The following is a 13,233-nucleotide window of genomic DNA, read 5'->3' on the forward strand; positions in this document are numbered from 1 at the left end:
ATTTAAATCGCGTCAAATAAAGTCAGGCTGCTGATCTTGCCATATGCCTTTTGCGAAGCTTGTAAAGCCAGCTTATAGCTATCCATCGAAATCATCGCTTCACCATAATCGAGGCTGCCTAATAAGCGTGCCGATTGCTGATTCGATAAGCTGACATTGGCGTGATTGTCTTCCATCATCTGCATATTATTTTGCGCGCCGCCCAGATTGGCGATCTTGCTGCCCACACTTCTGAGTGCCACATCAATCCCGTTAATACCCTGCTCTACTGCCGGGCGATAGCCTGTGGCGGGTGGATTTTGCAGCGCAGTAATGGCCAGATCAAGCTGGTTTAATAACGCCGCCATTTCTGGCAATGCCACATTTGAAGCCTGTGTTACGCCATTGCCCACCACCACTAACTGCTGATCACTATTGCCCAGAGCGGTATAGCGGCTGCCCGCTGCGGCTGTGTTATCCAGGCCCAAAGTAGCCGTAGAGCTGGCTGTGCCAGAGAAATAATAATGCCCTTCCTGATCCCTGGTATTGCTCGTGAAATACAGGCTGTCCCTCAGGCTGACCAGGCTGGCAGCGATGTCTTTTACATCTTCTTTAGAGACCGTATCGTCCGCGCCAAGGAGCAGCACACGCGCCTGCATCAGATCCTGCGTCATACCATCCAGATAAGATTCGTTCATAGATAAGCGCGAGCGCAGCGCGCCGATATTGCTGGTGTACTGGGTGATTGCGGCTTCTTCACGCTCTAACCGCAGCAAACGCACGCTGGAAATCGGGTCTTCTGAAGGAAGTAAATAACGCTTACCCGATGACATTTTTTGCAGCAGCTCGGCCATATTGCCCGAAGCCGATTGCAAAGATTCATTCATGGTTGTTTGTAACTGGGTACTGGCGATACGCATAAAAACTCCGTCAATCAAATATTGCGCCGCCCAGATCTGAGGACATCACGCACAACTGCTTAGCAACTAAACACTTCCGTCATCCCCGGGTGTTTTTATCAGGAATCCAGCAACGGGACTCCCGCCTGTGCGGCAAAGACGCCTGGCAATAAATTAGCCAAAAGAGGCCAGGGTGCTGTCGAACAGCTGATTAGCAATTGCAATCACCTTCATATTGGCCTGATACATTTTCTGGTACTCAATGATATTCATCGCTTCTTCATCACGATTTACGCCGCTGGTGCTTTTCCAATCCTGCTCGGATTGATTGCGCACCACCTTGGCCGTGGCAAGGGATGATTGGTTCTGCTGGCTTTCAGAGGCCAGACGACCTAATAGCTGGGCATAGGCGTCGCTCAGCGTCACAGTGCCAAGGCCCGCCACCGTAAGCGCCTGGCTTTGAATATCAATCAACTTTTGTAAATTGCCGCTGCCGCCAGGCTTGCTGGCTTCACTGGCAAAGGCCAAATCTTCCGCCACAATGCCGGGGCGCAGTTTGAGCATGCCTTGTGGATTGTTCGCATCAAATACAAACAGCGGCTTGCCCGGTTGACCTGTTAAATCAAAACCGGCAGCAAGCTGGCCGTTAATCCGCCCGGCAACTTCACTTGCCAGGGTGCGGATGGCGTCTTCCATGGGTTTTAAGCTGTTTTTCTCATATTCATTTAAGCCACCCAACTGGCTGCCGATACTTGCGCCGTTCAGTGTGAATTTTTCCTGAGCAAAAGACAATTTAATCAGCTGGCTGCCATCAAGCTGCGCTTCGGTACTCATCACCGATGCACTATCACCCACCACCAGGGGCTGGCCTGCGCGTAAGGTCACCGAGATGGATCCATCGTTTTGATTGACCACGCGCACATCCACCAGGCCGCTAAGCTGATCAATTTTGCGATCACGCTCATCCAGTAAGCCAGATGGATTTACGCCGGTAGCGGTGGCCGCAACAATTTCTTTATTCAGGCGGGCAATCGATCCGCCCAGGGAATTTACCTGCGCCACCAAAGCCGTACGCTGCTCGTTAACCGAGGCATGCTGGGCGCTTAATACGCGGTTTAAATTATTAAAACGCTGTGCCATTGCGCCCGCTTCGGTAATCACGCTCTGGCGCAGCGCCAGTGAGCTGGGCTCTACGCTGGCCGCGCCCAAAGCGGCATAAAATTTATCCAGCCCGCCACTAATGCTGCTGCCAGATGCGCTCATCACCTGTTCCAGCTGGGTTAAGTAACCCTGTTTAGCCGCGCTTTCGCCCATATTGGCCGATGCCTGCCACATTTGCAGGCTGCGATACTGATCATTAAAACGGCGAATCGATTGGATATCCACGCCCGAGCCCGCGCTATGCGGGTCGCCCGCCGATGGGGCAATGGCGGATAAAATCACGCCCTGACGCGAATAGCCAGGAGTCATTACATTAGAAATATTTTGGCTGGCGGCATTGAGCGCGGCTTGTGCAGCCAGCGCTCCGGCCAGCGCATTTTGCATCATGCGCATCGGGGGGCTTATTCAGGAGTAAAAAAAGTGTGGCAAATGCGCCGGCAACACGCAGCGCACTCTGTTCTAAGGCGACACGATTGGCGTTTTTATTAAGCAGAATATTTACTAATATGGCCGCTTACAGGCCAAGCCAGGTCATTTATCCGGCAGCAGCTGCGTCATAATGGCATTGGCTACGCCAAATACCCGTTGTTTGGCCAGCTCTGCAGCCACGGCCTGATCGGCAAAATCGAGCATATCGCTATTGATGGTATTTTTAAAAATACTGTCTTCACTGCTCATTTCGCGCGTGGCTTTACGCATTTGCTTGAGCATATCCTGGATAAAAAAGCTTTCGAACTGCACCGCCGCCGTTTCTGCTTTTTTACGATAAGCCGCATTCTCAGAGACAGGCGCTTGCAGGGGATCAGCCCCTGCTTCAAGCTGAATCGCCGGGCTGGAAACAGGATTCATCAAATCACCACCAGCTCGCCATCCAGAGCCCCCGCCTGATCCAGCGCCTGCAAGATCGCCATAATGTCGTCCGGCGACGCACCCGTGCTGTTTATCGTATCGATAATTGTTTTTAAGCTCGCCCCCGGTGGCCAGCGGAACATCTGGCCCGAGCCTTCGCGCACGTCCACTTTAGAGCGGGGCACGGTGGTGGTAGTGCCATTGCTAAACGCACCCGGCTGGCTGACTGCGGGCGCCTCGGAAATCACAATTCTTAGTGAGCCATGCGAAACAGCAGCGGCTCTCACCGTCACGCCCTGGCTGATCACCACTGTACCGGTACGGGAATTAAACACCACACGCGGCACTTCGGCGGCGGCTGTAATATTTAAGGACTCCAGCCTGGCAACAAAAGCCACCCGCTCGCTTGGGTCGCTTGGGGCAATAATCTCGATATTGGTGGCATTCTTGGTGCTGGCGATTTTGCCAAAGCTGCGGTTTACTGCAGCGACAATTTGCGTGGCATTTTGAAAACTAGGCCGCTTTAAACTGAGCGTGACCGTTGGCCGGGTGTCAAAATCACTCTCAATCTCGCGCTCTACACTAGCCCCGTTCGGAATCCGCCCTGAAGTCGGCGTATTCACGGTGACACTGGAGCCACTGCTGCCCTGCGCCGACAAACCCGTAATCACCACATTGCCCTGCGCCAGGGCATACACCTCGCCATCGGCGGCCTTGAGAGGCGTAAGCAGCAATACCCCACCACGCAAGCTTTTAGCATCGCCGAGTGATGAAACGGTGATATCTACCGTCTGCCCCTTGTGATAACCCGAAGGCAGAACCGCATTCACCACCACAGCGGCCACATTCTTAACCTTGGTTTCACCCGTCTGCTTAATGCCAAACTGGCGCAGCAAATTAGCCACCGACTGCCCGGCAAACTTCACCTGCGAGTTATCCCCCGTGCCATTCAAGCCCACAACCACGCCGTAACCCATCAGCTGATTCTCGCGAATCCCTTCCACACTGACCAAAGTACGCAATTCCTGAGCAGAGGCCGTTTGCAGCAACAGGCAGAGCCAAAACAGATGTTTAAACTTCATAGATTCCACTTCAAAACAACGATGTACAGCCCTTAGGGCTGGGGTAACCAGCCATACTTTGGCATTAGAGGCAACAGGCGGAGGGTTACACCCGCCATAAAAAACCCAGCACAAGAATAAATAAAACCCACACTGCATGCATGGGGCTTTTTGCCCCCCTGAAAACACGCCGAGCGAGGAACAAGCTGGGTGGGGCAATCGTCAATTCGTGTTTGAGCGAAGCGAGTTGAATTGACGCCACCTCGATTGTCCGCAGCGAGGGGCATTCGTGTTTTAGGGGCGGCCTTCTTTTGGTTCTTTTCTTGGCCGTCAAGAAAAGAACGCCCCCGCGGGGGCACCCGCACCAAAATTAATGTGCCGAAGGCACTAAAACTACTTACAAAGGGAGGGTAAAACACGCCCTCCCCACAAACTCAAAACGGCATCCACGGGCTGTTAAATAATCGCGTCAGCCAGCCCGCTGTATTCACATCATTGAGCACACCCTTGCCCGAATAGCTGATTCTGGCATTGGCAACACGCGGTGACATCACGCGGTTGTCGCTGTCGATATCATCGCTGCGCACATAGCCCACCAGGCGGATCGATTCTTCACCCTGATTGAGCGAGAGTTGTTTTTCACCACGAATCAGCAACAAGCCATTAGGCAGCACTTTTTCGACCACCACGGTGATTGCACCACTCAACATATTTTGCTGGGTGCTGGATGAAGACCCAGCAAAATCGCGCTTGGCTTGCACCCCCACATTGGTGGCATAGCTGGATGCGCCCAGAATCGTTGGCTTAATATCGACGCCACTGCTTTTATCAAAATTGGTACCGGCCTTTTTGCTGGCCTGCGTGGTTTCCTGCAACACCACCGTCAGCACATCCCCAGCACGAAACGCACGGCTGTCGGCCAGCCAGGAACTGGCCGTTTCGGCCGTAAACACGCCACCCGATTTAGCCTTGGCAGCAGGCGGAATCATCACCGGCACAGGCGGGTCCTGCTCTGGCGCTTCGGCCATGGGGTTGCTTACGCATGCGCTCAGCAGGCAGAGCAGCAGCATCAAAAAGACAGGTTTCATCTTACCGACTGCGCCAGGTATTGCATCATATTGTCGGCAGCTGAAAGCACTTTGGTATTCATCTCGTAAGTGCGCTGGGCGGAGATCATATCGACCATTTCTTCCACTACTTGCACATTGGAGCCTTCCAGCGAGCCTTGCCTAAGCTTACCAAGCGAGTTTTCTCCTGGGTTGCCTAAAGTGGGTGCACCGCTGGCAGCGGTTTCCTGAAATAAATTGCTGCCCAAAGCCAGTAAACCCGTTGGGTTTACAAAATTTGCCAGGGTAATCTGGCCCACTTCCTGCGGCGCGGCACTGCCAGCCATGGAGACCGAAACAAGGCCATTTTCAGCAATCGTCACCGAGGCAGCGTCTTTAGGAATCGTGATTTCAGGAGTAAGTGGCACGCCCTGCGCGTTGACAATCCGGCCTTCAGAATTGAGCTGCAACTGGCCAGCGCGGGTATAGCCCGTTTCACCATTGGCCATTTCCACCTGCAAAAAGCCACTGCCCATAATGGCGACATCCAGCGGCTGGCTGGATGTCATCACCGAGCCGGTGGTAAATACTTTTTGCGTACCGGCCAAACGAGTACCGTTACCCAGCTGCACGCCAGATGGCGAGGCATTATTCTGATCAACTTTAGCGCCTGGCTGGCGCTCTACCTGATAAAACAGATCTTCAAACACCATACGATCGCGCTTAAAACCAACCGTGTTCACGTTGGCCAGATTATTAGCGATCGCATTCAACTTAGCGTCTTGCGCCTGAATACCGGTCTTGCTGATCCACATTGCTGGATTCATAAAATAGTCCTTATCAGGGTGTTTTATTAATTCAATTAATACGTCGTAGGGCGGGTGAAACCCGCGTATTTTTCAGCATTGCTCGCGGGTTTCGCCCCATATGCGCTAAGCAAAGTCAAAAGACTTTTTTATTTGTGCCTTCAGCACGTTAATTTTGGTGCGGGCGTCCCGCTGGACCTTCCTTTCTTGCGCGGCCAAGAAAGGAAGCGAAGCCGCAACCACAAATGCACGAAGGCCCCTCACAGCGGACAGTGGCGTTGTGTCAACTCGCTTCGCTCAAACACGAATTGACGACTACCCCGCCCCGCTTGTTCCTCGCTTCGGCGTGCTTCAGGGGGACTTAAGCCCCGTGCCGAGAGCGTGGGCATAGAGTTTTAACTCACATGGAGTTTCACCCGCCTTACAACTCCCCATCACTACCCACGAATCAAACGATTCCCCGCATCGGCCATATCGTCGGCAGATTTAAACATTTTCATTTGCACTTCAAAGCTGCGAGTCAGCGTCATGGTGGCGATCATTTCTTCGACTGCCGATACATTGCTGCGCTCTAAATGGCCACCCAGAACTTGCACAGCGTCGTCCACCGGCAGGGGCTGGCCAGAGCGGCTAACCACTAAACCTGCCTCATTTTTTGTCAGCTCACTGGCAGTGGGGCGAACCAGTTTCAGCTTGCCAGCTTCTTGCAAAGCGCCTGTTTCACCCTGTGGCAGCACAGAAATCGTACCGTCGTCGCTAATCGAAACCTGAGCAAAAACGGGCAGAGTAATAGCACCGCCCTCCCCCAAAACCGCACGACCATTGATTGTGAGCGCGCCCTGACTATCCACATTTAAATTGCCGCCGCGGGTATAGGCTTCACCACCTGCGTATTCCACCGCCAGATAGCCGTCGCCTTTTAGTGCCACATCTAAGGAGCGGCCTGTCGCCGTGACGATTCCGGCACGATTATCCACCGCGCTGGCTTGCAGCTGCGCCATATGGCGGGCGTCGTAACCAAAGCCCGGCACGGCTTGTGCGCTGGCCAGCTCGATATCCGCCCTGAACCCCGTTGTTTCAGCATTGGCCAGGTTATTGGCGTGGATTTGCTGTGCACGCAGGGTGCGGTCTGCGCCGCTCATTACCGTGTAGATCAATGCATCCATAGTGCTTACAGCGCCTGCATCAGGGCTTGAATGACTTGATTTTCGGTAGAAATCACCTTGGTATTGGCCTGGTAATTACGCTGAGCCGTCATCAGATTAACCAGCTCACCGGTCATATCCACATTAGATTGCTCCAGTGCGCCAGCGGTCAGCTTGCCGGTCATGCCGCTGCCAGGCGCGGAATACAGCGCCGTACCTGTGCCTGCTGTTTCTGCCCAGCTGGTATTAGAGATTTGCTGTAAGGCGCTTTCATTCGGGAAGGTAGCCAGCGCCAGGGTGCCGGCGCTTTGTTTCTGGCCATTACTGTATTTAGCCATCACTTCACCGTTTTCTTCGATCACCACACCGGTGAGCGCGCCGGAGGCATAGCCATTGGCGCTGTTTACTGTGTTGGTTACTTCACCAGCAAAGCGCGATGTACCTGCGTAATCAAGGTTAATCGAGAGCGGCGAAGCATTAGCAGGTGTACCCAAAGCCAGCGTGACAGGTGCTGTCGGGCTGCTTAATTTACCGTTGGCATCAAAACTCAGGGTATTGGTGGCGGCAATCGTTGTGCCATCAAAGGAGTAATGTGCCGTTACCCCTGCTGGCCCTTTGACAAAATACTGGGTCAGATTGTGCTTGGTGCCCAGCGAGTCATACACGGTGGAAACCATAGAGGCATTAAACGAGGTGGCGTCGTCTTTATTAAACGTTGCAGTCGCCGGGGTTGGCCAGTCGGCCGATAAATTGCCGGTAAATTGCAGCTTATCGGTGGCCTTGGCTGGCACTTGCCCTACTGGCACTTTAATATCGCCAATAGCGCCCATCGCTGCTCCGCCACCATTACCAACAGGCGCATAGCCCTGAGCACGGCGGCCAAAGCTATCCACCATATAGCCGTCTTTGTCTTTATCAAAAATCCCTACACGGGTATAGGCCATGCCGCCACTCGGGTCTTTGGTAACAAAAAACCCGTTGCCCTGAATAGCAGCGTCCAGCGCGCGGCCGGTAGTCAGTAAACCACCGCCCTTAGCGATATTTTGCGTATGCGATGAGGTTTCTACCCCAATCGCCTGCGAGCCTGCATAGGCCGATGAAAAATTAGCCCGGCCCGATTTAAAGCCGTAAGTGCTTGAATTAGCAATATTATTACTAATACTGCCCAATTGATTATTAACGGCATTAATGCCTGACAGCGCAATTTCAAAACTCATAATTCAATCCTTTTTACGCAGAATGGCCTTTTAGCTTTGAAATCGCCGCCACTGGAAAATCGCCCAAACCTGCAATAGTCACCATGGGCAAACCATTACTTAAATTAACGCTCTTAATCACACCAAATACTTCTACAGCCGCTTTTTCCTGGCTATCTGTTTCTACCGAAAGCGAATAGGAACCTGGCTGTAAACCCAGTTTTTTTGGGTCAAAATTAAACGCCACATCCCCAACCGGCTTACTGCCCAAATCGACCACAGTACGCTGCTGATCAGCCCCGGTAATCACTAAAGACACTTTTTTAGCCGGGCTTTCTAAAGAAAACTGCCCTGATACTGCGTCTTTACCCAAGGTAATTGCGCCGCCATTAACCGCCACAGCAGAGCCCACATGATTACCCAGAGTCAGCACCTGCAAATCGCGCATCATTTGCGAATTCGCTTTTAATTCGCCCAACATCTTTTTGGAGTTATCCATTTGATTAAGCTGAACTAACTGATTCACAAACTGGCTGGGATCGGATGGCTCCAGCGGGTTTTGGTTTTTGATTTGCGCGACGAGCAAAGTCATAAAGAAATTACCGTCACCTTGCCCGGCAGCCGGTTCAAGCGGGTTTACTTGCTGCTGCGGGTTGGTATTTTGCTGAGCGGGAGAAAAGGCAATCGACATGGCTTGTGCTTATATTTGCAAGGCGGCTTTGGCCTTGAAGAAAATAAAATGCGGGCTTAAGCCTCGCCCATTTTTAATAAATCCTGCTGCATCGCCTTTACCCGCGATAAGACTTCCACATTGGTTTGAAAGGCGCGCGAAGCCGACATCATGTCGGTCATTTCAGCTACAGGGCTTACATTGGGGTAAAAAACATTGCCTTCGCTATCGGCCAGCGGGTGGCTGGGCTCGTGGGCTTTACGCAGCGGCTCGGTGCTTTCAACGACATCCAGAACCTGCACTTTGCCACCACTGAGTGCAGAAAAAACCGGCTTTCTGGCGTGATAGGTGGTGGCTTCATTACCCGAAGCGGATTCTGCATTGGCCAGATTGCTGGCAATGGTATTCAGGCGGGTGGTTTGTGCCGTCATTGCCGATCCGGCAATTTGCGCAATATTTCTAAAAGACATGGTTTATCCCGAGATCGCCTTGGCCAGCCCTTTTATCTTCATATTGACGAAGGCAAGGCTGATTTGAAAATCAGATACGTTTTGCGAAAACTCGGCCTGCTCAACACCCAGTTCAACCGTGTTTCCATCGCGGCTGGGATGATTTGGCGCGCGATACAGCAACTCATCGCTATCTCCCAGGCCGCCCGGCTCCCCCGCTTCTGTCGCCAAAGCGCTGTCTAAACGCTCACGAAAACTGAAATCACGAGCCTGAAAGCCCGGTGTGTTTTCATTTGCAATATTTGCAGCCAATACCTGTGTGCGCTCTGCACGCAACCGTAAGGCTTCAGGATGCATATTCAAAGCCTTATCGAAATGAACACCCATTGATATTTTCCCTTTACTTTTTTCCTGCTCAGAATACTTATCCACCTTTCATACGTGTAAAAGGCGAGCGCGGATGGTAAATATTCCCTTGGAAACCGTACAGGGTATAATTACCCGCTAATATTCTACTATGCTGATATTTAAGTGAAAAATGCACGGACAAAATTCCAAACTGTCATATTTTATCTAATTTTTTCAAATACTTATGTATATTCATCTGAAGTGAGAAATACTCAGTTAGAAGAAAATGTAAAAAATTTCGCACAAAATTACTTTGAAATGGCCGCCAAAAAGCAATTTAACCGTGAGATTTTTCTGACAGTCTCTATTATCCCTCCACGGGATATCAGCTTAATCCCCCCTTGCGAATCAACACCAAATCTGAAGGCCTTTCAGGGTGAAGATTCTGCATTGCTAAAAATCAACGTAAGCTGCACAACAGGCAAAAAATGGAATGTACTCTATCTGGCAAGGGCCATGTACCGGCCTGAAGCATCAGCTCCTCTGCGTGTATACACCAGCAAAGCTGCCAAACAAATTGTAAGCCAGCCCCAGGCGACAGGGTATCTCGTCAAAAAAGGGGATGTATTGGAGTTAATTGCGCGGGCAGAGCAAATAGAGATTCGCAGCAGCGTAATCGCTGAGGAAAGCGGCCGCTTGGGTGAAGTGATTTGGGTGAGGAACAAACGCAGTGGCAAAAAATTACGTGCCATTGTGAACTCTGAGCAAGAAGTCTCACCGCTCTGATTAGGGCCTTAAAGATCTGACTGCATCCACCACTTTAAGCAGCTTCTCCGCATAAGCGGGATCAGTGGCATAGCCACCTTTAGCCAACGCGCTGGCAAAAGCTTCGGCGCTGTTGCCTGTGCCCAGCGCCGGACGAAAGCGCTTGCTCTCGCTAAAAAATGCGGTGTAATCCTGAAAGGCGCTGCGGTAATCGACATAAGCGCGAAAATGATCCATCTTTTTAACCGACGCGCCATTTTCAAATTCAGTCGTCAGCACCGTGGCATGCTCACCACGCCAGCCTGCTGCCGCTTTAATCCCAAATAAATTAAATGCATTCTGCCCATTGGCTTTTGTAACCGGCGCCTTACCCCAGCCCGACTCCAAAGCCGCATGAGCCAGCAAAATATCACTCGCCACGCCCAGCTTTGCCGAAGCTTCCCGGGCATAGGGCTGCATTTGCTCAATAAAAGCGTGTTTGTCTGCATCCATTGCCCCGGAAGGCAGCGAATGGGTGGCATTTCTAAGCGCAAAGCCTTCCGGACTGAGCGGCATAGCCAGGCTGCTGCCCTCCTCAATAAAGTGATTCACTTCAGAACGGGTTTGTGCAAAGAGCGCTGAAAATGCAGATCCATCACCCTGAGGGCGGGGAGAATCTGAGCGTGGTGAAGGTAAATAGCCAATTTGATCAAACTGGATCATAAATATCCTGCTCACCAAACAAGACTCTTTGCATGATTTCTTGCTGGGATAATATAAATTCGCCGTTGCGCTGATTTAATTGCTTGGCCTGGCGTAATAATGTGCCTAACTGCTGCCATTTGGATAAGCAGGCTTGTTGCAAAGCAGCGGGAAATAAAGCCATCAAGGCTTCACAATCGGCGGCTTTACTGGTTTGAATCATTTGGCTGCGGCGCTCGCGGCGCACTTCTATAACGGCAAGCTGCCCGCTTATTTGCTCTAATACATGACTTAATTGTGCGGTCTGCTGCTGCACAGAGGCAGAAAACTGCTCATCAAGCAGAACTATTAAATCCTGATAGGCTTTTATATCGCTTTGCAAATCAGTGGCAAATTGCCGGATCAGGGTATTCAAGCAAGCCCGCCATGATATTTTTGCATCAGCCCTGCTACTTTATCTGCATCAAAATTAATCTCGCCACGCAACAAGGCATTACGGATTTCCTGCACCTTGGCCATATCAATCTCCGGCCCGGCTTGCAGTGCTTGTTTTGCTGCACCAAGAACAGAAGTTGCATCTGTTGCTTTAGCTGCAGATGGCTTAGCCACCGGGCTTGCAGGAGAAGAAGTGATAATGGCTTCGCTTAGCTTAGAGTTAATACGCATAGTTATTTTAATACCTGATCAGCACTCAATAGATAAGCGACACAAACGAAGAAAATCTTAAATCGAAGCCACATACAAAAAAGCCGCTATTCGATTGAATAGCGGCTTTTTTAAATTTTTGGTTGCGGGGACAGGACTCGAACCTGTGACCTTCGGGTTATGAGCCCGACGAGCTGCCAACTGCTCCACCCCGCGACGGGTATTTGCTGCAAATGCATAACTGGTTGCGGGGATAGGACTCGAACCTATGACCTTCGGGTTATGAGCCCGACGAGCTGCCAACTGCTCCACCCCGCGACGGGTATTTGCCAGAGTGCTGCTGGTTGCGGGGACAGGACTCGAACCTGTGACCTTCGGGTTATGAGCCCGACGAGCTGCCAACTGCTCCACCCCGCGACGGGTGCGTTACTTCAAAAGTAACTCTGACAATGCATTTCTGGTTGCGGGGACAGGACTCGAACCTGTGACCTTCGGGTTATGAGCCCGACGAGCTGCCAACTGCTCCACCCCGCGACAGAGGGGCGAACTATACAAGAGCTTGTCAGCTGTGTCAATACATAAGGAATACTAAAAACTAAAGACTAATAAATAAAATCTATTGAGCCCTGTAACACACAAATCACAGGGCCCTGTTAATCAACGACTTACTCAACCAAATCCTTATAGGCATACCAAGTGGCATGTCCAAGAAGAGGGAAAATCACCACCAGCCCTACTACCGTGATAAAGCCGACAGCCGTCAGCAAAACAATCAAAGCAGCCCACTGAATCATCACAACCCGGTTTTCAGATGTGACCCGCAGGCTGGTCATCATTGCCGTAATGCTGTCGACTTCTCTGTCTGCCAGCATGGGGATAGAAACAGCGGTCAGACCAAATACCAAAAAAGCCAGCAGAAAACCAGCCAGAGTCCAAGCCAGTGTGAACGGTAAAAACTCACCCGTTAAAGAGCTGATATAGCTGACCAGGCTCACATCCTGTCCGCCGTAAAACACGGCAAATAAAATGGCCGAGAAGCGCTCCCAAGCAATAGCCACCATGGCCAGAGCCAGGCCAAGAAAGCCAAGCTGCCCCAAATTAGCCAGCAAATCGCGAATTGACTGCACAAAAGAAGTTGGCCTGCCCTCCTCACGCTCAGAGGTAAGCTCGTAAATGCCCGCCGCACCTAATGGGGCCAGCAATAAAAAGCCTGTAATCGAGGTAGTAAACAAATAAGGATGATTTACAGCAAGAGAGAGAACCAAAGCGCCAATAAGAGTAACAAGCACGCCGTACATCAGGCTTGGCCCAGGATGGGCCCATAAATCCTGCCAGCCTTTTTGCAACCAGACCACCGGGCTGTTTGCTGCAACTTCTCGGGTTTTAGGGAGCGTGAAATGCTGATCCAGCACGTCCATATGAATACTCATGGTCTTCCTCCTGGGATGGTACAGATCTATTGTCAGGAGGAGGTTCGTATCTTCGAACTTTGCTCCGTCCCTGTGGTGGCTAAAAAGCCGCTGATCACAACAA

16 protein-coding genes and 4 tRNA genes are annotated in these 13,233 nt (G+C 51.5%); 1 reads left to right on the forward strand and 19 read right to left on the reverse strand.

Annotated features, from left to right (window positions below):
• Positions 1–2: 2 nt before the first annotated feature.
• The 11 genes from HA050_RS12285 to flgB all read right to left on the reverse strand — a co-directional run bounded on the left by HA050_RS12285 (position 3) and on the right by flgB (position 9,648).
• On the reverse strand, positions 3–899 hold the full coding sequence (locus tag HA050_RS12285; RefSeq protein ID WP_166826479.1) for a flagellin N-terminal helical domain-containing protein: 897 nt from the start codon (positions 897–899) through the stop codon (positions 3–5).
• Positions 900–1,052: 153 nt separating this feature from the next.
• The gene (gene flgK / locus HA050_RS12290) at positions 1,053–2,432 is read right to left on the reverse strand and encodes a flagellar hook-associated protein FlgK (RefSeq protein ID WP_166826481.1); all 1,380 of its coding nucleotides are present in this window, start codon (positions 2,430–2,432) and stop codon (positions 1,053–1,055) included.
• A 138-nt stretch (positions 2,433–2,570) separates the two neighbouring features.
• On the reverse strand, positions 2,571–2,888 hold the full coding sequence (locus HA050_RS12295) for a rod-binding protein (RefSeq protein ID WP_166826484.1): 318 nt from the start codon (positions 2,886–2,888) through the stop codon (positions 2,571–2,573).
• The gene (locus HA050_RS12300) at positions 2,888–3,970 is read right to left on the reverse strand and encodes a flagellar basal body P-ring protein FlgI (RefSeq protein WP_166826487.1); all 1,083 of its coding nucleotides are present in this window, start codon (positions 3,968–3,970) and stop codon (positions 2,888–2,890) included. Before HA050_RS12300 ends, HA050_RS12295 begins: the two co-directional genes overlap by 1 nt.
• Before the next feature lie 413 nt (positions 3,971–4,383).
• Positions 4,384–5,037, reverse strand: a complete 654-nt coding sequence (flgH, locus tag HA050_RS12305) for a flagellar basal body L-ring protein FlgH (protein WP_166826490.1) — start codon at positions 5,035–5,037, stop codon at positions 4,384–4,386.
• Positions 5,034–5,822 carry a flagellar basal-body rod protein FlgG gene (flgG, locus tag HA050_RS12310; protein WP_166826493.1) on the reverse strand — a complete coding sequence of 263 codons (789 nt, stop codon included), beginning with the start codon at positions 5,820–5,822 and terminating at the stop codon, positions 5,034–5,036. Before flgG ends, flgH begins: the two co-directional genes overlap by 4 nt.
• A 416-nt stretch (positions 5,823–6,238) precedes the next feature.
• Positions 6,239–6,967, reverse strand: coding sequence for a flagellar basal body rod protein FlgF (locus HA050_RS12315; RefSeq protein WP_166826496.1), 729 nt, complete (start codon positions 6,965–6,967; stop codon positions 6,239–6,241).
• 5 nt (positions 6,968–6,972) lie between these two features.
• Positions 6,973–8,163, reverse strand: a complete 1,191-nt coding sequence (locus tag HA050_RS12320) for a flagellar hook protein FlgE (protein WP_166826499.1) — start codon at positions 8,161–8,163, stop codon at positions 6,973–6,975.
• A 13-nt stretch (positions 8,164–8,176) separates the two neighbouring features.
• On the reverse strand, positions 8,177–8,833 hold the full coding sequence (locus tag HA050_RS12325) for a flagellar hook capping FlgD N-terminal domain-containing protein (protein WP_166826501.1): 657 nt from the start codon (positions 8,831–8,833) through the stop codon (positions 8,177–8,179).
• Positions 8,834–8,889: 56 nt separating this feature from the next.
• Entirely contained in the window at positions 8,890–9,282 is a 393-nt protein-coding gene (flgC, locus tag HA050_RS12330) for a flagellar basal body rod protein FlgC (protein WP_166826504.1), read from the reverse strand.
• Positions 9,283–9,285: 3 nt separating this feature from the next.
• A complete protein-coding gene (gene flgB, locus HA050_RS12335) occupies positions 9,286–9,648 on the reverse strand; it encodes a flagellar basal body rod protein FlgB (protein ID WP_166826507.1) in 363 nt (120 codons plus the stop codon).
• A 279-nt stretch (positions 9,649–9,927) separates the two neighbouring features.
• On the opposite strand from flgB, the gene HA050_RS12340 reads away from it, so the two are divergent.
• Positions 9,928–10,395, forward strand: coding sequence for a flagella basal body P-ring formation protein FlgA (locus tag HA050_RS12340; RefSeq protein WP_166826510.1), 468 nt, complete (start codon positions 9,928–9,930; stop codon positions 10,393–10,395).
• Here HA050_RS12340 and HA050_RS12345 read toward each other — a convergent pair whose 3' ends face one another.
• The 8 genes from HA050_RS12345 to HA050_RS12380 all read right to left on the reverse strand — a co-directional run bounded on the left by HA050_RS12345 (position 10,396) and on the right by HA050_RS12380 (position 13,130).
• Positions 10,396–11,076 (reverse strand): glycoside hydrolase family 73 protein, encoded by a 681-nt coding sequence (locus HA050_RS12345; protein ID WP_166826513.1) that lies wholly within the window; start codon positions 11,074–11,076, stop codon positions 10,396–10,398.
• Entirely contained in the window at positions 11,063–11,470 is a 408-nt protein-coding gene (gene flgN, locus HA050_RS12350) for a flagellar export chaperone FlgN (protein WP_166826516.1), read from the reverse strand. The genes HA050_RS12345 and flgN overlap by 14 nt, the downstream gene beginning before the upstream one ends.
• On the reverse strand, positions 11,467–11,721 hold the full coding sequence (gene flgM, locus HA050_RS12355; RefSeq protein WP_166826519.1) for a flagellar biosynthesis anti-sigma factor FlgM: 255 nt from the start codon (positions 11,719–11,721) through the stop codon (positions 11,467–11,469). The genes flgN and flgM overlap by 4 nt, the downstream gene beginning before the upstream one ends.
• A 119-nt stretch (positions 11,722–11,840) precedes the next feature.
• Positions 11,841–11,916 (reverse strand) — tRNA-Met (locus HA050_RS12360).
• A gap of 26 nt (positions 11,917–11,942) precedes the next feature.
• A tRNA-Met gene (locus HA050_RS12365) sits at positions 11,943–12,018 on the reverse strand.
• 23 nt (positions 12,019–12,041) lie between these two features.
• Positions 12,042–12,117 (reverse strand) — tRNA-Met (locus HA050_RS12370).
• Positions 12,118–12,158: 41 nt separating this feature from the next.
• Positions 12,159–12,234, reverse strand: a tRNA-Met gene (locus tag HA050_RS12375).
• A gap of 131 nt (positions 12,235–12,365) precedes the next feature.
• The gene (locus tag HA050_RS12380; protein WP_166826521.1) at positions 12,366–13,130 is read right to left on the reverse strand and encodes a DUF2189 domain-containing protein; all 765 of its coding nucleotides are present in this window, start codon (positions 13,128–13,130) and stop codon (positions 12,366–12,368) included.
• Positions 13,131–13,233 lie beyond the last annotated feature (103 nt).

The sequence above is a fragment of the Iodobacter violaceini genome (genome assembly GCF_011601265.1).
Classification (GTDB): Bacteria; Pseudomonadota; Gammaproteobacteria; order Burkholderiales; family Chitinibacteraceae; genus Iodobacter; species Iodobacter violaceini.

Coding starts and splice junctions, on each gene's coding strand:
- HA050_RS12300 (WP_166826487.1), bottom strand. CDS start 3,970: ATGAAGTTTAAACATCTGTTTTGGCTCTGCCTGTTGCTGCAAACGGCC.
- flgB (WP_166826507.1), bottom strand. CDS start 9,648: ATGGGTGTTCATTTCGATAAGGCTTTGAATATGCATCCTGAAGCCTTA.
- HA050_RS12315 (WP_166826496.1), bottom strand. CDS start 6,967: ATGGATGCATTGATCTACACGGTAATGAGCGGCGCAGACCGCACCCTG.
- flgG (WP_166826493.1), bottom strand. CDS start 5,822: ATGAATCCAGCAATGTGGATCAGCAAGACCGGTATTCAGGCGCAAGAC.
- flgC (WP_166826504.1), bottom strand. CDS start 9,282: ATGTCTTTTAGAAATATTGCGCAAATTGCCGGATCGGCAATGACGGCA.
- HA050_RS12325 (WP_166826501.1), bottom strand. CDS start 8,833: ATGTCGATTGCCTTTTCTCCCGCTCAGCAAAATACCAACCCGCAGCAG.
- flgM (WP_166826519.1), bottom strand. CDS start 11,721: ATGCGTATTAACTCTAAGCTAAGCGAAGCCATTATCACTTCTTCTCCT.
- HA050_RS12295 (WP_166826484.1), bottom strand. CDS start 2,888: ATGAATCCTGTTTCCAGCCCGGCGATTCAGCTTGAAGCAGGGGCTGAT.
- HA050_RS12285 (WP_166826479.1), bottom strand. CDS start 899: ATGCGTATCGCCAGTACCCAGTTACAAACAACCATGAATGAATCTTTG.
- HA050_RS12345 (WP_166826513.1), bottom strand. CDS start 11,076: ATGATCCAGTTTGATCAAATTGGCTATTTACCTTCACCACGCTCAGAT.
- flgK (WP_166826481.1), bottom strand. CDS start 2,432: ATGCGCATGATGCAAAATGCGCTGGCCGGAGCGCTGGCTGCACAAGCC.
- HA050_RS12320 (WP_166826499.1), bottom strand. CDS start 8,163: ATGAGTTTTGAAATTGCGCTGTCAGGCATTAATGCCGTTAATAATCAA.
- HA050_RS12340 (WP_166826510.1), top strand. CDS start 9,928: ATGGCCGCCAAAAAGCAATTTAACCGTGAGATTTTTCTGACAGTCTCT.
- HA050_RS12380 (WP_166826521.1), bottom strand. CDS start 13,130: ATGAGTATTCATATGGACGTGCTGGATCAGCATTTCACGCTCCCTAAA.
- flgH (WP_166826490.1), bottom strand. CDS start 5,037: ATGAAACCTGTCTTTTTGATGCTGCTGCTCTGCCTGCTGAGCGCATGC.